The sequence below is a fragment of the Mechercharimyces sp. CAU 1602 genome (genome assembly GCF_024753565.1).
In the GTDB taxonomy this organism is placed as follows: Bacteria; Bacillota; Bacilli; order Thermoactinomycetales; family JANTPT01; genus Mechercharimyces.
Genome location: NZ_JANTPT010000001.1, coordinates 1,016,140 through 1,033,266, shown reverse-complemented (window position 1 = coordinate 1,033,266; position 17,127 = coordinate 1,016,140). Strand labels below are relative to the sequence as shown.

21 protein-coding genes are annotated in these 17,127 nt (G+C 42.5%); 2 read left to right on the top strand and 19 right to left on the bottom strand.

All coding sequences use genetic code 11. The features are described 5' to 3' along the window. Positions 1 to 31: 31 nt before the first annotated feature. Positions 32 to 835, bottom strand: coding sequence for a 4-hydroxy-tetrahydrodipicolinate reductase (gene dapB / locus NXZ84_RS05400; protein ID WP_258839239.1), 804 nt, complete (start codon positions 833 to 835; stop codon positions 32 to 34). Between the two features lie 46 nt (positions 836 to 881). Then, positions 882 to 1,214: a nucleotide pyrophosphohydrolase gene (locus NXZ84_RS05395; protein WP_258839238.1), complete on the bottom strand. Its 333-nt coding sequence runs from the start codon at positions 1,212 to 1,214 to the stop codon at positions 882 to 884. Positions 1,215 to 1,385: 171 nt separating this feature from the next. On the opposite strand from NXZ84_RS05395, the gene NXZ84_RS05390 reads away from it, so the two are divergent. Beyond that, positions 1,386 to 2,246 carry a YitT family protein gene (locus NXZ84_RS05390; protein ID WP_258840346.1) on the top strand — a complete coding sequence of 287 codons (861 nt, stop codon included), beginning with the start codon at positions 1,386 to 1,388 and terminating at the stop codon, positions 2,244 to 2,246. 74 nt (positions 2,247 to 2,320) lie between these two features. Here the strand turns inward: NXZ84_RS05390 and NXZ84_RS05385 are convergent, their stop codons facing one another. The 16 genes from NXZ84_RS05385 to NXZ84_RS05310 form a co-directional block, all read right to left on the bottom strand. Beyond that, a complete protein-coding gene (locus NXZ84_RS05385; RefSeq protein WP_258839237.1) occupies positions 2,321 to 2,683 on the bottom strand; it encodes a nuclear transport factor 2 family protein in 363 nt (120 codons plus the stop codon). 164 nt (positions 2,684 to 2,847) lie between these two features. Next, the gene (locus NXZ84_RS05380) at positions 2,848 to 3,660 is read right to left on the bottom strand and encodes a sporulation protein YpjB (RefSeq protein ID WP_258839236.1); all 813 of its coding nucleotides are present in this window, start codon (positions 3,658 to 3,660) and stop codon (positions 2,848 to 2,850) included. A 65-nt stretch (positions 3,661 to 3,725) separates the two neighbouring features. Next, complete coding sequence (locus NXZ84_RS05375; RefSeq protein WP_258839235.1) at positions 3,726 to 4,364, bottom strand: DUF1405 domain-containing protein; 639 nt, start codon at positions 4,362 to 4,364, stop codon at positions 3,726 to 3,728. A 78-nt stretch (positions 4,365 to 4,442) separates the two neighbouring features. After that, entirely contained in the window at positions 4,443 to 5,282 is an 840-nt protein-coding gene (locus NXZ84_RS05370) for a menaquinol-cytochrome c reductase cytochrome b/c subunit (RefSeq protein ID WP_258839234.1), read from the bottom strand. Between the two features lie 32 nt (positions 5,283 to 5,314). After that, positions 5,315 to 5,986: a menaquinol-cytochrome c reductase cytochrome b subunit gene (qcrB, locus tag NXZ84_RS05365; RefSeq protein WP_258839233.1), complete on the bottom strand. Its 672-nt coding sequence runs from the start codon at positions 5,984 to 5,986 to the stop codon at positions 5,315 to 5,317. 1 nt (position 5,987) lies between these two features. Beyond that, positions 5,988 to 6,509, bottom strand: a complete 522-nt coding sequence (locus NXZ84_RS05360) for a Rieske (2Fe-2S) protein (RefSeq protein WP_258839232.1) — start codon at positions 6,507 to 6,509, stop codon at positions 5,988 to 5,990. A 155-nt stretch (positions 6,510 to 6,664) separates the two neighbouring features. Next, entirely contained in the window at positions 6,665 to 7,111 is a 447-nt protein-coding gene (locus tag NXZ84_RS05355; RefSeq protein ID WP_258839231.1) for a YpiF family protein, read from the bottom strand. Between the two features lie 65 nt (positions 7,112 to 7,176). Further along, positions 7,177 to 7,722: a YpiB family protein gene (locus tag NXZ84_RS05350; RefSeq protein WP_258839230.1), complete on the bottom strand. Its 546-nt coding sequence runs from the start codon at positions 7,720 to 7,722 to the stop codon at positions 7,177 to 7,179. Between the two features lie 155 nt (positions 7,723 to 7,877). Then, entirely contained in the window at positions 7,878 to 8,975 is a 1,098-nt protein-coding gene (locus NXZ84_RS05345) for a hypothetical protein (protein WP_258839229.1), read from the bottom strand. Between the two features lie 94 nt (positions 8,976 to 9,069). Then, positions 9,070 to 9,564, bottom strand: a complete 495-nt coding sequence (locus NXZ84_RS05340; RefSeq protein ID WP_258839228.1) for a hypothetical protein — start codon at positions 9,562 to 9,564, stop codon at positions 9,070 to 9,072. Between the two features lie 176 nt (positions 9,565 to 9,740). Then, complete coding sequence (gene hisC, locus NXZ84_RS05335; protein WP_258839227.1) at positions 9,741 to 10,829, bottom strand: histidinol-phosphate transaminase; 1,089 nt, start codon at positions 10,827 to 10,829, stop codon at positions 9,741 to 9,743. Between the two features lie 68 nt (positions 10,830 to 10,897). After that, the gene (locus tag NXZ84_RS05330; protein ID WP_258839226.1) at positions 10,898 to 11,476 is read right to left on the bottom strand and encodes a YobA family protein; all 579 of its coding nucleotides are present in this window, start codon (positions 11,474 to 11,476) and stop codon (positions 10,898 to 10,900) included. Between the two features lie 74 nt (positions 11,477 to 11,550). Continuing rightward, positions 11,551 to 12,642, bottom strand: coding sequence for a 3-dehydroquinate synthase (aroB, locus tag NXZ84_RS05325; RefSeq protein WP_258839225.1), 1,092 nt, complete (start codon positions 12,640 to 12,642; stop codon positions 11,551 to 11,553). After that, positions 12,643 to 13,806 (bottom strand): chorismate synthase, encoded by a 1,164-nt coding sequence (aroC, locus tag NXZ84_RS05320; RefSeq protein WP_258840345.1) that lies wholly within the window; start codon positions 13,804 to 13,806, stop codon positions 12,643 to 12,645. A gap of 368 nt (positions 13,807 to 14,174) precedes the next feature. Next, the gene (locus NXZ84_RS05315; protein WP_258839224.1) at positions 14,175 to 14,735 is read right to left on the bottom strand and encodes a FixH family protein; all 561 of its coding nucleotides are present in this window, start codon (positions 14,733 to 14,735) and stop codon (positions 14,175 to 14,177) included. 5 nt (positions 14,736 to 14,740) lie between these two features. Then, positions 14,741 to 15,355 carry a DeoR family transcriptional regulator gene (locus NXZ84_RS05310; RefSeq protein ID WP_258839223.1) on the bottom strand — a complete coding sequence of 205 codons (615 nt, stop codon included), beginning with the start codon at positions 15,353 to 15,355 and terminating at the stop codon, positions 14,741 to 14,743. A gap of 167 nt (positions 15,356 to 15,522) precedes the next feature. Between NXZ84_RS05310 and NXZ84_RS05305 the strand changes: the two genes are divergently transcribed. Beyond that, the gene (locus NXZ84_RS05305) at positions 15,523 to 16,668 is read left to right on the top strand and encodes a ZIP family metal transporter (RefSeq protein ID WP_258839222.1); all 1,146 of its coding nucleotides are present in this window, start codon (positions 15,523 to 15,525) and stop codon (positions 16,666 to 16,668) included. Positions 16,669 to 16,732: 64 nt separating this feature from the next. Here the strand turns inward: NXZ84_RS05305 and NXZ84_RS05300 are convergent, their stop codons facing one another. Further along, a complete protein-coding gene (locus tag NXZ84_RS05300) occupies positions 16,733 to 17,038 on the bottom strand; it encodes an ArsR/SmtB family transcription factor (protein WP_258839221.1) in 306 nt (101 codons plus the stop codon). Positions 17,039 to 17,127: the final 89 nt, after the last annotated feature.

Here is a 17,127-nt window from a genome sequence, read left to right as displayed (position 1 = left end):
CATATTCACTCCGTTCTGATACCCTGATCGATTATAAATCTAAAAGATGTTCTAACCCGTACACTAGGTGATCTAATTTCATCACTTCTTGAATGGCCATGTGCACGCCCGGCATAAACGATTCTCGTTGGAAGGAATCATGTCGGATAGAGAGCAACTGACCAGCCGCTCCGAATATGACCTCTTGGTGTGCGACCAACCCTGGGAGACGTATACTATGGATACGGAATCCATCGCTATATGCTCCACGAGCCCCTAACATCACTTCTTTTTCTTCCGGATGACCCTGTCTCTTTTCAGTCCGACTCCCTTTAATTAAATCAGCGGTTTTTATGGCCGTTCCCGATGGTGCGTCCAACTTACGATCATGATGCATCTCCATAATTTCTACATCGGGAAAATAACGTGCTGCTTTTTGCGCGAACATCATCATGAGCACAGCACCAATGGCAAAGTTGGGAGCAATAATTGCACCGATACCGTGCTCGCTCGCCAGATCTGACATCTCAGCAATCGTAGTATCCGCTAATCCACTCGTCCCAATCACGGGACGCACTCCGGCTTCCAGTGCTATTTTCATGTGGGCCTGCACAGAGTCCGGCGTTGTAAAATCGACCAGTACATCAGGAGCACTCATATGTATCGCTTCTTCCACCGTCTCATAAAAGGGGGCTTTAACAGATGATACTCCCAAAACGTCTCCTACTTCTCTTCCCGCATACGTGCGCGATATTCCACTTACTAGCTCAAACTCTTTAGCACCGACAATCATCTTTACAGTTTCCTGGCCCATACGGCCACTTGCACCTGCGACAGCAACTCGAATCATAGCCATGGTTGTTGCATCCTTTCTTATCTCCAAGATAACCCTAAGAGTACATTTATCCTTCGATACGCGTCCATCTATCCTTATCACGTGTTTGATACTTTTTCATTACATTCGTAAAGGCTTTCTCTAGATCAATCTTTTGCGAGTTGGCGAAACAGAGCGTAATAAATAGCAGATCACCTAATTCGGACTCGAGGCTACTCGCTTCTTCTGTTTCTTTCTTTGGTTTTTCTCCAAAACGATGATTTACTTCACGCGCTAGCTCCCCTACTTCTTCTGTCATACGAGCTAACATAGATAAAGGTTGAAAGTAACCTTCCTGAAATTGGCTGATGTACTGATCTACCTCTTCTTGCATCTCTTGCATCGTCTTATTTTCACTCATCATCAACCCTCCTCTCTAACCTTACTTCATGGTATCGCATCGGTTATGGGATGACAAATGCTTTTTTGCATTGAACCGAGGCGGTCGGGCATGTATAATATATCGGGATATCGTCATCATTCATTTATTGAAGAAAACGAATCACGACTGAAAAAGGGGGCGACACCTACGATGAAACTACAAAACTGGAAAAAAATAGCCTATGATATGTTTTTTATAGTCATCGGATCCTTGATTTTTTCCATCGGAATTAATAACTTTGCCTTGACGAATGGATTAGCAGAAGGCGGTTTTACTGGACTGGCCATCTTTTTATATTATGTATTTGGGTTCTCACCTGGGATTGTTATCCTATTGCTTAACATCCCCCTACTCTTTATTGGTTACAAAGTATTGGGGAAACGTACTTTTATCTATACCATCATTGGGATTGCCATGGTCTCTGTTAACCTGGAGGTTACAAAAAACTTTTCTGATCTAGGTAAATTAAGTGATGACCTTCTCCTTGCAGCTCTGTATACAGGCGTGTGTGTGGGTGCTGGTTTGGGATTGATCTTCCGTGTAGGGGCCACTACGGGCGGCGTAGACATTATTGCGCGTCTCATGAACAAGTATCACGACTGGAGCATTGGGAAAACCATGTTCTTATTTGACTCCTGTGTTATTGCGATTAATGCCTTTGAAATTGGACGCGAAAAAACGATGTATACCATGGTGGCTGTCTTTATTGGATCACGTGTAGTTGACCTTGTGATTGAAGGGATGAGTTCCTCAAAAGCAGTTACGATTATTTCTAACTCTGCTGTCGCTATTTCTAATAAAATCACAGTGGAAATGGATCGGGGTATTACCCTTCTCAAAGGACGTGGCGGCTATACAGGAATGGATAAAGAGGTTCTCTATGTGGTCGTGAGCCGCAATGAGCTCCCCCGTTTAAAACAACTGATCAATGGTGTGGATGCTCAAGCGTTTGTTGTAGTCCATGATGTAAAAGATGTACTCGGGGAAGGATTTTCCTTTGAACGAACATAGTAAGAATAAGAAGAGCCCTGCGGCAGTTGCCGCAGGGCTCTTCTTATTCTTACTCACCAGACAAGGGTAGTGTCTCATTTAATACAATAGGAATCAATTCTTTGCAGTTCATGTTTATCATTAAACGTATACACATCACAAGCTGACACAAAAGATAATCGTTGGCCATCGCGAATAAATTCAGCTGTTCCATTTACGGCAACGCGATTTTTTTCGGAAATGACATTTAGTGTAGTAAAATTAGTGGTTATAGTTTTGAAATAATCTGAAGTTTGCTTGCATTCTTCTATTACAGCTTCTTTACCTTCTATGGTTTTGTCACCAACGATATTCCATTCAATGGTTTTTGCTAGACATGGAAAAGAAGGCTCAAAATCACCATTGGAAAATGACTCTGCTATCTGTTTTTGCGTGAGAACACGGCTTTCTGACGTCATAGTTCAATTCCCCCTCGAACTAATTAGCTGCACTTTATTATATACTATTAGCTCACAGATGTCATACTCTTTGAACAAAACTAATAGGAATAGCTGTCGAGACTTTCTCGACAGCTTGAGCGTAACCTGGAATCGTTAAACTACTCTTCGATAATCAATCTTTTTTACACTTGTCCCCTCGGTACCCTTTCTTGGCGTCTTTTCTCCTCTCGTAGCATCACCCAACTAGCATAAGCGAGTACAAGTACGATCATTCCCCCCAGCCAAATGATAACCAGGGTATTGATACTCTCTTCCTCTTGTACCCATGCACTTACATCACTTTCCGGTCCATAGTATAAGGGATATAGCAAACCTTGAAAGTGCTCAACCGCTGGCATGAGGTTTTCCATATTTCCTTCCTTCACCTGTTTATCTAAATAAATCATTAAAGAATCTATCTTTTTCACCGTCGTTTGACTACGATCAATGACTAAGGCAGGGTAAATCCATTCGTAGTGATGTCGAAGTTGTCCTATTTTAGACTCCACAACGTCGGATTGATTAGCTTTGATTCCAGCTTTAATCTCCTGTATATCCTTTTCCATTATTTCGTACATTTGGTGCCATTGTGGTTGATGATCGTGTTCGAGTGCATCAAATGCCAAATGAAGGCGATTTGCCTCCCATTGGACTGATCGCGGATTAAGCTTTACTTGACTCAATGCTTGATCCGTTCGGATAATCGACTCAGATAATACATGAACCGCCTCTACTGAGATCGAATAGTCGGTAAAATCTGCTTGAGCAAAGGAATCTGCTAGTTTTCGAATTTCGTTACGTGCCGCTTTCCATTTTTTATCTTGAACAAATGCTTCTATTTTGGCAGTCTGTTTTGTCCATGATGTAGGTGCGGCAGTTGTTTTATCGATCGGTTCGGTTATAGCTAAAATAATGAGGATGCAAAAAAAGATGCTCCACACTCTCCACACTCTCATAAATCTCCCTCCTCGGACAAACCTTATATGCCTACGTTATGCAGGTAATGTCCGATTCAGTCGATCTATTTTACTAGAGAAGAGAATGAACGGCTTTTCTTAAAATATAGGTGAAACGTGGCAAAGATCATCAGTGAGATCACACTGAGCAGAGTAGTGAGAGTGGCAATAAAAGGAATATGGGAATAAAGAACGGAAGGTAACCAAGGATGAATATTCCACCCATAATCCAGCAGGTCATTCAGAAGTGTCCAACACCCAACCCATACTAGATGAGACCAGCGGAATGTATACAAGCGTACATATAAAAGGGCTTGTAGCGCCATTCCTAGGTGAGAAAAAGATAACATCCAATCTGTCCAATGTAGATTGGAAAAGAAAGAGCCTGAGCCCATCGCAGTTCCAAGGATAATGATCAAAACTGCCCAAATCCCGTATTTAAATAGTGTAACAGCAGCAAACGCTTCCAGTAGTGGGTTGCGTTTGCCCAAAGCGAATAGGAGTAGAACAAAGGTAAACGCCAGTGAAGCTGTCGGACTATCTGGTACAAATAAGTTTAACCATGAATCTGTTGCAATCAACTGTGCTTTGTACCAGTAGAACCCGTATATGGAACCCAGTAGATTGATCAGAAACAGACTCCATATAAACCAGCGCTGTTCTAATAGTTGTAAAAGGTTACGCCAAGATGATGTTAGTAACATGTTTCTCTCCTCCCCGATAAAAAAAGGTGATCCCACAAGAGTGGATCACCTTTTTTTAGACCGATGCTAGTAAGGTTATTAATGACCTTTCTTCTCGCTTCCTGCATCTTTACTACCAGGAACCTTTTGCATCTCAAGCCATTCTATCATCAGTGCTTTTTCTTCTTCAGATCCTTGGAACATCCCTTGCGGCATTGTCCCTTTTCCGTTATTTGTAATATCAAGTAGTTCTTCTTCCGAATAACGGTTCCCTACGTCGATAAGGGATGGACCATTCACGCCTTCCAATTGTTCACCGTGACATTGGATACAGGCATTCTCTTTGTAGATTTCATAACCTGGATGATCAGTAGCTGATACAGCCGGAAGTTTTTCACCTACTTCTTGCTGATAACCACCCTGTGCTGCTAGCATCTCCCTATGTTCCGCATCTGAGAACCAAGTTAAAAGCACAACCCCGATGAGTGTAAGTACCATTAAGCTTGTTGTGATCGGACGTTTAAAAGGACGTCTTTCTTTACTTGCATCAAGCCAAGGGGCTAAGAGCAGTGCACCAAACATAACACCTGGAATCACAAGTATCCCAATCACCGTATATGGACCGGATGCCCATGTGAATTTAAGCAGTTCATATAGAAATAAGAAATACCAGTCTGGTACCGGGAGGAAACTTGTGTTGGTAGGATCTGCAATCTCACCTAGAGGTGGTTCGTGAGCCATAACCAGTGCCATAAAACCGGCGAAAAATACAACCCCTACCATCCATTCTTTAAGTAAGAAATCAGGAAGGAAGGCTTCGGTTTTTCCCGGAAATTCATCATAGTCCAAGGGGACCATCTTTTCTTCTTCACTTCTCACAGGAACGCGAGAATCGCCAACGTAGTGGATTTGTTTGTTCTTATCATTGTTATGTGCCAAGTCAATTCCCCCCTTTGCGCATCAATTGAGGCTTATAATGGCCCCGAGATTCCTTGTCTGCGGATCAATACAAAGTGTGCACCCAATAAAGCGAACAACCCTGCAGGTAAGAAGAAGACATGCAATGCAAAGAAACGAGCGATGGTTTGTGCACCAACGATGCTGCCCCCTTGCAAGAAGCTTGCGATATACGGACCGATGAATGGTACGCTAGCCGCAATTTCTACCCCTACTTTAGTTGCAAAGTACGCTTTGTTGTCCCACGGAAGTAAATATCCCGTAAACCCGAGTCCAATCATTACGAATAGGATTAATACCCCAACTACCCAGTTGAACTCGCGCGGATGTTTGTACGACCCAGTAAAAAAGACGCGCAAAGTGTGAAGAGTGAGCATTACGATCGCCACACTGGCTCCCCAGTGATGCATGCCACGAACGATTTGTCCAAAAGCAATCTCGTTCTGTAAGAAATTTACACTAGCATGGGCATTTTCAATATCCGGAACATAGTACATCGACAAGAAGATTCCGGACAAGATTTGGATGACGACGATGAAAAAAGTAAGTCCCCCAAAGCAATAAATAAAAGCGGAAAAGTGATGTGCAGGATTCACGTGTTCAGGAACTTCGTGATCTGCTACATCCCGCCATAGGGGGGTAATATCGATTCGCTCATCGATCCAGTCATAGACCTTTTGTAGCATCTTATGCCCCTCCTTCTTGTGGAACAATAGAACCTAAAAATAGCTTTCCATTTTTCACTTCTGTCTTGTATTTGTCGAGTGGGGCTAGAGGAGGTGTACCTGGAATGTTGATTCCAGTGTCTGTATAGCGACCACCATGGCAAGGGCAGTAGAATTCATCTTTAAATTCAGGACTACCTTCCCATTTCACTGTACAGCCGAGATGTTTACAGATGGGAGATAAAGCGAGAAACTTACCATCATCTTGCTTCATGACCCATGCTGTCATCTTGGTCCCGCCTTCTTTTTGATACCAACCATCTTTTTGCTCAACAAAAAATTGAATTGCGATTGGTTCTTTGCCAAATTCCTCAACTGCTCCAACCTCTACAAAAGAAGATTGCGTTTCCTTTTGTAGAATCGGATCGATAGCGAATCGGACCATGGGATACAACATCCCGGCTCCCATAAAGGCTCCAGATCCCGCCAATGTGTTAATGAGAAACTGACGACGAGACAAACGTCGTTTCTTATTAGTGCTCACGTACCATCCGACCTCCCTTATGCGGGTTAAACATTATATGGACCGGAACCGTATCAAAGTATTACTAGGACATATCAATGATAGCGAACCGGATTATACCGTGTCAAGAAGCGTAGAGAAACACGTCACAATTACTTTTCCCTCAAAAGTTACTCTCATTCATTTGACCACGTCAGGATCAGCTTTTCACACACACTTGAAGCTTCTTCTTCAATATTCATATCTTTGGCTCCATCCGTTATTTTAACAGGGATGAGTGTGATCTGATATGGTTTGTCTACAGTTGAGAAACTAAGTTCATGGAGAACCGTTTCAGCGGCCAGTATCACAATGTGATAAAATGAAGAACTTTTCCATTCCTCTACGATGCTTCGTATATACAGCTGTAAAGTAGAAAGATCTTTCCCATATGAGATAGTTGGCATCAATAGCAGTCTGCCTTGTAGTTCTTGTTCAACCTCACCAGCAATCTCTTCTATCACTTGTTCACTTGAATGTAGTTCTTTCTCATGAAAACCAAGTCGCGCAACCGGTAGCAAGATCGTATCGACATAAGGTGCAAATGTGTTCCATTCTTCATTATTGACATTGGCTAATTTCATCTGGTTGCCCCTTTGCAAAAATAAAAAATACCCGACCCTCGTCGAGCATTATATCCTATTTGGATTTAAGTTTCTAGCAGAAGACGCCACTCTTCGCTTAATTGTAAAAACTTCTCCTTATTTCTCTCCGCCAAGGCACGATCAATCTCATCGTATAGGGTACGTTTGCGATACTCTTTACTCACTTCATCAAGAATGATCTCAGCTAGCAAACTAAAAGCATAATTTTGCGTCAGATTTTGTCGGTCCATCGGATTCGCCTCCAATACGGCGGCATATTCGGGACTGATACTATTCCCTTTAAAGGAGAGACAAATATATAACTCTTCTTCAGAGTAAGCGCGCAAATCGTAAAAAGCTGTTTCCACATCATCACTCGTACGTCGATTTTTCGTAAAGATAAACGGGCGATTATTGGAACAGCGTGAAGCGATACAAATAGACTTAGATAAGCTTTCGGTGTTGTCGACAAAATGAACATGATCCAATAACGTTGCATTAGATGCTACATAGGTGAGAAGCCATGCAGCTTCTCTTCGCTGTAACTCAAATTTATTGAGGAACCAGTAAATGAACTCTTTTTTCTCAAAAGAAGTAATCCGTCCTTGCATGTAGATCTCCCCTTCATAACCAAGGTATTGTGAAGGGCGGCGTCAAGATGGCTACTCTGGTTAATCACAATTACTTAACATATTGTTATTAACTTCATTATTCGATGGGTGTTATTCTTTTTCCTTCTCAAGTAAGATTTACTTCAGCCTTATTCTTAATTTTTATTCGTATGATTAGAGTCTTTTCCACATAAGGCTGTTATTCGTTCATGCCCACTCGGAGAAACGCAAATGACTGCCTCTTCTCCACTTTCCCCCCACCAAATGACACCCAGATGAAGGAGCATCTCTATTATTTTTTCCCACAAACCTTCTACACTCAAGTAATAATATGCGTCTAACCAATCTTCACTAATTTTCTTTAACTGGTGAAGGGGAACCCAACGCTGGTAAGATGCATAGTCGATCCAGCGTAGGATTAGCGACAGATGAGGGATGGGTCCGCGATAAAGACGTATCCAAAAAGAGAGCAATTCAAAGTCTTCCCCACCTTCCCCGGCAAGCGAACGGGTGTATCCGTCTGAAGTTAGACCCACTTCTTTTTGGGCAAGCTCTTGAATGTAGCCTTTGTATAAAGCGTATTCGTAAATAAATGAAAAGCGATCGGGATATAAATGATAACGACTACCAAACCCAAAGCGGAAACGAGGGGATTGCAATAATTGTTCCGTAACGGACATGGACTGTAAAATACTTTTCTGATAGTGACGATGAATCGCTCCCTCAGCAGATAGAGGGAGTGTAGATTCTTGCATGGAACGTAAAAAGAGCAGAAGATCTTTTTCCAATAGTGATTCTTCCGATCGGTATACGTTAGGTGTTATCATTTCATGTTGATCGGAACCGTTCCATAAAAAAGAATGAAGCATTCGCGCAATAAGATCACGCGCCGGGTGGTAGAGATATCGATTTCGTGCTGTAGTTCCAGGAAACAGCCATCCTTTGCGCAGTGAAACAGCTACTAGCGCACGCGGCGATCCGTCTAGATCACGTAGGGCGATTCGTCCTTTTCCTATTAGATCCTCTAATGAATAATGACGACGGGTATCAAAGTAAAGCAATTGCAAAAATCGTCTTTCTGCAAATGAGATGGTAGACCATTCTCTTTCTGGAAAAGTAGGGTCTCCTATTCGGAAGAGGAGGGATTGAATGAGATCTCTTTTGGAGTGAGGATTAACGTTACATTCATAAGTGCTTGCAATTTTGTTTAGCTGTTCAATATCCGCAAAGGTGAGAAGACGTGCTATGTCCATATAGAAAACCCCCTTATAACCTCAGTACTTACTATCTACTATTTTAGGTTAAAGGGCATATAAATAAACGTTATGGTTTGAGATGCAAACAAGTCTATTTAAAAACGTTCTGCTGTTGTATCTTTTTTCTTTGGTGGGGTTTTGCTGTGTCTTCTTCTTTAAGTTTAAACGTGCGACCGCTCAAGAATAGCAGACTGGCAATAAGAAAGGCTAGTGGAGGCTCTGTTGTTGAGATATGAGGATAAAATAATTTGGGCCACTCCCCGATGAGGGTACACCATGCATCAGAAAAAAAAGAGAATGGTGTAATGTTAGGTAATAGTACAGGAAAATGAAAACTACAAAAAAGAAACAGTGCTTGGCCTGTGCTTAAGCGATAAAGCTGTTTAGCAGACGAACCAAGCCCAAGATAGATTAAGTAAGTACATACCCCTGTAACGAGTGTAAACCATTCCAACATCGTTGCGGCGAAGTCGCTACTTGAAAACCACAACCAGATCAAAAATGGAATGAACCACTGGCTTATTAGTAAGATAAGTACGATTACGATTCCCATTTCGATGATGTAGGACTTCGCGTTACCATACATCTGTTATCCCTCCCCCTATTAGACAAGTATTATGAAATACACAAAAAAAGAACTGCCTGTGCTGGAAAAGCACCGACAGTTCCAAAGGATAGGAGTGGAGAGAAATCATAGTGTGAGATTATTATATGACAATTCAGTTATATCGTCAATAGTTTTCTTTGTTTTTTCTTTTTATTTTATCGATGAGAAATATAGTGTGCAAACACATTTAAAAAGTGCTCTGTCTGTTCTCTTGTTCCCACCGTAACCCGAATATAAGTAGGATAGCCCAATAAAGTTCCCGGACGGACAATAATGCCATGTTTTAATAAAAATTCATAGGCTAAGTTAGCATTTTCTCCAGTATCCATCATCACAAAATTACCGTGTGCAGGGAAAGCGTGCAGCCCCCACTCTTCTTGTGCAGACATAATAAGAGTACGGCCATACTCATTTTCCGCCCGACAAAAGCGAACAAATTCTTGATCTTGTAGTGCCACTCTAGCAGCTTGTTGTGCTAAGCGATTACTATTAAACGGCTCGCGTACTCGATGCAAAGTTTGAATGATGTCTGGGTGCGCTATCGCGTATCCCGCTCGAATTGCCGCTAAACCATAAATTTTCGAAAAAGTTCGCAAGACGATAAAGGAAGGAAATAGTGAAAATAAGGACAGCGAATCAGGGTACGTTTCATCTGTCACATACTCAAAGTAAGCCTCATCTGCCACCACAAGGATGTGATCAGGAACTTTTTTCAAGAAGGAAATCAGATCATTATGACCAACCATCGTACCTGTTGGGTTATTAGGGTTGCAGATCCATATGATACGGGTACGTTCAGTAATCGCTGCTAACATCCCCTCTAGATCATGTGTACCCTCTTTTAAAGGGACTTCGATTGCATGTGCTCCTTCAATCAAAGCATGTGTCTTATAGCGGGGGAAGGTAACATCCGCCATTACTACTTCATCCCCTTGTTCAAGATAAGAGCGAGATATCATCTGTACAATCTCGTCCGAGCCATTCCCTAATAAAAAAGAGTTTTCAGGTAATCCATAAAAGGCGGCTAAGTCAGCTCTCAGCAGAGGGGCAGTCCCCTCTGGATACAATGATAACTGCTTTCCTTCTGCTGCTAACGAAGGCCATACAGTTGGGGATGCGCCATGTGGATTTTCATTGGAGGCTAGTTTAATCACTTCCTCCAATCCTAATTCCCGCTTCACTTCTTCTAGAGGCTTTCCTGGCTGATATACAGGTAAATCTTGAATGCGTTGTTTTGCTTTCAAGTCTCATCATACCCCTTCATTGCAAATTATGAGGAACCCTAGATAGGGTTCCAATTAGAAGACCATATCTACTTATCAGATAATAACACAACCTTACTCGCAGTCCCTTTGGGTGGACTGCTTTCGGCGATCGGTCCCGTAATTTGAACCTCTACACGCATGCCGGTCGCTAATTTAGAGAGCGAGCTCTTACGGCCATCCGCTGTAAGAATCTCTGTCCCTTCTGCAACGAACACAGTAAACTGTTCACCTTGCTTCTTGTCATCTAGCTTAAGCGTCAAGATATAAAATACCGATTTCTTATCCGGCTTTTGTGGCGGTTTATTCCATTCATCACGTGGAGGCATTCCCCCTTTGCCTGGTTGCTGTTCTTGATTAGGGGAAGTATAATTTTTATCCGATGCTCTCTTCACGATGTTTGTTATCGTTCCATTCATCCTGATTTCCCCTTTATTTTCCTCTTCAGCAGTTGTGTGATCTTGATTATTTGTGTCCTTCTTTTTGTTCTCTGTCGCCTGTTCACTTTCCTCTACCGGTGGTGGAGTTGACCCGTCCCCCCCTTCTCCAGCTGAAGGTAGTGATGTACCCGTTCCACATCCAGCTAGCAAAAGTGTAGTTCCAATAAAACTAAGAAGTAATCGTTTCATGTTTCATCCCTCCGCTTCCCTTATACCCTTTAGACGAGACGAAAGGGAGAAAAGTTGCACAAACTACATCTGAGTCATGAGGTGTACTGCAATCGTTTCAGAGTAGCCATAACTGCTTCCTCACTAATTCCTTCCCTAATCTCCACCTGTCCAATCGAGCGTGGCAGAATAAAGACGTATTTATCATGTTTTCGTTTCTTATCATGTTTTAATAATGACAACAGTGCATCCAACTCCCACTCACCAGGTATACGTATAGGCAATGAGAAGGCCCTCAGGAGCGCTTCTGTCTCTGCAACAATACTTTCACCTACCGCCAACTCTTCTGCTAACATAGCAGCCCCTACCATCCCAATAGCGACTGCTTCACCATGAGTAAGGTTGTAATGGGAATAACTTTCAACAGCATGGCCAATTGTATGGCCATAATTGAGTATCGCTCGTACGTTTTGTTCACGCTCGTCACTTGCGACGATCTCTGCTTTTACAGAACAACCCCTAAACAACGCTTCTTGTAAAGGAGCTGTCTCCATCTGTATTAATGCATGAGTATGGGTGTGTAACCATTCATAGAAAGAAGCATCCCATATAAATGCATGTTTTAGTACTTCCGCATATCCGGATCTTACTTGTCGTTGCGGCAAGCTATGAAGTGTAACAGTATCGTATACCACCATCTCTGGTTGATGAAATGCCCCAATCAGATTTTTACCCTGCGCATGATTAACCCCTACCTTTCCTCCTACACTACTATCATGAGCTAAGATCGTTGTCGGTAGTTGTACAAAGGAAATACCTCGCATGTAGCTAGCAGCAGCAAATCCTGCTAAGTCGCCTACCATTCCCCCACCGAGTGCCAACACTACACTTTGACGATCCAAACCAAACTCGATAAAGCAAGAAAGAAGCTGTTCCCACACATGGAGCGATTTACTGCTCTCCCCCGCAGGGACAACGTTTACACCTACATGAAACCCTTCCTGCTGTAAGTGTTGCCTTAAAGAGTTTAAATATAGCGGAGCTACTTCACTATCGCTTACAAGAAACAACTTACGACTCGTATCTAACCCTTTTCGCATCAAAAGTTCAGGCAAACGATGGTGTAAATACTCACCAATATGAATTGGGTAGGAGTGTTCTCCCGCCGTAACTGCCACTGTAATCATTTAATAGATCCTCGCCTTTTCTCGATAGGAAGCAATGCTATCCTTTAATTCTTCCATCGTATCATGTGGGAACTTTTCCAATAGTGCTTGTGCAATCTCCCACGCTACAACATGCTCCGCTACTACACTTGCAGCAGGAACCGCACAACTATCCGATCGCTCAATACTAGCAGAAAAGGCTTCCTTACTATCTATATCCACACTGGCAAGAGGCTTATATAGCGTAGGAATTGGCTTCATCACCCCTCGAATAACAAGTGCTTCCCCAGTCGTCATTCCTCCCTCAAACCCTCCGGCACGGTTTGTTTTGCGATAAAACCCTTTTTGCTCAGTCCACAAAATCTCATCATGTACTTGTGATCCTGGACGCTTCGCCGCCTCAAATCCTATCCCAAATTCGACCCCTTTAAACGCTTGAATACTCATAATCGCTTGTGCGATGCGAGCATCCAATTTGCGATCCCAATGAACGTGACTTCCTAGCCCAACAGGAACCCCTTCTACCAGCACTTCTACAATTCCGCCAACCGAATCACCAGCTTGCTTGGCTTCATCAATCTGTATCATCATCTCTTTTTCCGCTACATCATCTAAGCATCGAACAGGAGAAGCCTCCGTTATTTTTTGAATCTGCTGTAACGAGTCGATCTCTAACTGTGCTGCTTCGACGCGCCCAATACGAATCACATGGGCAGCAATATGAACACCACATTCTTCTAGTAACAGACGTGCAACCGCACCCACTGCAACCCGAGCTGCTGTCTCGCGCGCACTTGAACGCTCTAATACATCACGCATGTCGCGATGCCCGTATTTGATCGCCCCCGTTAAATCGGCATGACCAGGTCGAGGACGTGAAATGCGTCGCTTGTCCGCCATTTCAACTTGCGGATCAGGCCCCATGACTTTTTGCCAATGAGTCCAATCCTTATTTTCAATAGTAAGTGCCACAGGTGCACCTGTGGTCTCACCAAAACGTACCCCAGACATGATCTGGATCTCATCCGTTTCAATCTGCATGCGTCTACCTCGTCCATATCCTCCTTGTCTTCGTTTGAGTTGTGCATTTACTTTTTCTTTAGCAAATGGCATGTGACTTGGTAATCCTTCAATAATCATCGTCAACTGTGGACCGTGTGATTCGCCTGCAGTTAAGTATCGCATCGTTCTCTCTCCAATTCCTATAAGTATCAGCTGCTCAATTTTTATTATCATAACATAGAGAAAAAAATGTTGAGGACATTACTTCTCCCAAATGGATTGTTTGCAACGCAAACTTGTTTAGATTATTAAAGTTTGCGATCTCCCTCCACCTATTTAAATTTTAGATTCCCTCACTCTACACTATCTTAATCTTGCTAGCAAACATTTTTCCTGCTACTTTATTTATGAATTTATACTGTTTGTATTAAATATCTCCTCTTGAGTTTGTCTTACAAACCAGTCTCTATTATGAAGTCTACAGTCAAACAACATTAATAGGAGAACAAAAATCAGGAAGGGAGGTCCCTTCCTGATTTTTGTTCTCCTATTTACTTCACTTCTACAGAAACTTGTTTCATACTGTGACTACCTTCGGCAGTTACGTGATAAATGATATTGTACTTTCCTGTTTTCGTAAATTCTTTGGATGCCATATACATCCCCCCATCGGTATGTTGGGCGGGTATTTTTTCACTTTTCTCTTTACCTTCACTCTCTTTCCATACTTCAAATTCTACTTTATCTGCTTTCGTTACAGGTTTATCCTTATATTGAACATTAGCGATCATCATCGCTGCTTCCCCTTTTTTGATTACTTCAGGATCTACAGTAAATGCGACTGCTAAGCCTTCTTTTGTTTTATCTTCTGTACTGCTTCCCTCGTCACTCTTATCTTCTTCCTTGGAACTGTCTTTATCAGCATTCCCTTTTTCACCATCCGTTCCTTTCTCGCCATGCTCACCTTCTTCCGTTCCCTCTTCACTACCACCATGTTCTGCATGCTCTCCAGCACTATCTTTCTTCTCTTCTTCTGCGTTTCCACACGCCGTAAGGCCAACGATTAACGCCAATCCTGTTACCGCACTCAATATCCAACGTTTACGATTCATGATCCCTATTCCCCTTCTCCATCAGTAGTTCGTTTACTAAAACATGTTGCATGATTCATCTTTTCTATTAGTACATCTAATGCTTCTTTATACGATAATACCAGTCCACCAAAACCTTTGACAAACTTCTCTGCAACCTCTTGCTGTTCAAACGGTAATAATTGTGGTTGACAACAATGAACATTAAAGCTGGACTCCATCACAAACCAACCGTGCTTAGCGCTAAACGTTGTATTGAGCAAAAAATCTTGCACTAATAATTGATCCACATCTTTCACCCGCTGAAGTTGTAAAAATCCACAATGTCCACAACAGGCTATCTCCACATTCCCATTTAAACGAATAATGCGACATGCTAGGCGCGGATTACACTGACGCTGGCAATAGACGCATTGATGAGGCGCCGCACTGTGCTGTACTTCCTTAACCGTAGACATTACTCCACCGTATGTTTTCTTCACAATCCCTTCCGCTAATAACGGCTTCAGATCACGGTGAATCGTCATTTCGGACACATGCAACTTCGCACTAAGGTCACTGATCTTTACATCTCCCTGATCTAATACCCATTCACGTATGCGCCTCTGTCGTTCCTCTGGCAACAACGTGATCGCCCCCACATCTGTGATGTTATAACATCAATACACATTCTATATCTATGTACTAATGTAACCAAAACCCTCTGTATGATCAAGATTTATCTGTGTCAAAGAATTGAACTTCAAATGAACCTGTGTTAAATCGTGATCACTTATCATACATAAAAAAGAGAAAGGGGAGAAGTGAAATGTCCTTACTATTCTTTGCCCTATTAACAGGGATAGGCTATATAATAGGGAGCATTTGGATTTGGTGGAGAAGACCAACAAAACCTCATCACTTACAAAACCTACTCTCACTGGGAGTTGGTCTTCTCCTTACCGTGATCGTCAGCGGTTTGCTCGCTCATGCTTTACCAAGTTCTCCCCAGATGGCTCCTTGGATTGTCATCGGTTTTCTAGTCGCTCTAGCACTTCATGTGATTATTGCTCGACATCAAAACGAGAGCAGCAAAAAAGTAATATGGATCACCATGATAGGGTTATCTGTTCATGCCTTCTTTGAAGGTTTTGCGATTGGCGTAGGTTTTTTAGCTACAGCTACGATCGGCATCACCCTCGCGTTTGCTTTGATATTACACAAGATACCTGAAGGAGCCGTCATTTCTACCCTTATCGTCGCATGGAGACAAGCGAGAAGGCAAGCATTCGTCTTTACTCTTATATTAGCATTTATCACTTTCTTAGGGACATTGAGCGGTTACAGTCTAGGGTTTATATTCTCTATGAATTCGACTTTTACTTCCGCTTCCCTCCTCTTTGCCGCCGGATTACTTCTTTACATCACCGGGAGTGAGCTGTTCCCACTGCTTAAAAAAGAACGAAGCACCATCGGCTATATGGTTATAGGTGTACTCATTTACTACACCTTTAACTGGGGAGCAGATTGGATAACCCCGAAAGATCAAGAGTTACATGCCCATCCAGCAAATCAAACAAGTTCAACACATCACTCTCAAGACGACATGTCATCTTCCCATCATCAAATGAGTGCACAAAAGCCCATCGAGATAAGTAAGGAGAACGCTCCTACGCTCCAGCTCACCATTACGCCCGATCCCATTTCAGGTTGGAATCTTAATTTGAAAACCACCCATTTCACATTCACCCCTGAACATGCAGGTAAACAGCACCAACAAGGAACTGGGCACGCACATCTTTATATTGATGGAAAAAAAGTAGCTCGTTTGTATAGTTCCTGGTATCATATTCCATCATTATCTCCTGGTAGACACACAATAGCCGTCACCTTAAATGCCAATACCCATGCTCCCTACGAAATAGAGAGTCAACCACTCATGGAGAGTATCATTCTTGAAGTGAAGAAACCTTAGTTTTACATAAAAGGACCTACCGATCTACCGGGTAGGTCCTTTTATGTAAAATATTTTCATATCCTTATTTTTCGCACGCGTGCTCCACTGCTTGTACCAGCGCTTTGAGCTTACCAATCGCATCTTCCATACTTAGTGAATAGAAGCGTTGTGTTCCTTTTTGCTCGATATGAACCAAACCTGCTTCACGTAGTACTTTAAGATGATGAGAGATGGCTGGGCGCGACAAAGTCGACTGTTCTGCAATTTCATTTACACTTAATCTTTCTTTATCCACCAACATGAGAATAATTCGTTGACGAGCAGGATCACCCAACGCATGAAAGATCGGTGTACAGTTGCAAAAGGATTCCATCTTCATTTGCTCCATGACATTTCCTCCACGAACATGACCTTTCAATATAAAACCATTCGATCCTTTCTATTTTAATCGTTTTCACAAAAAACATCTACTGGTAA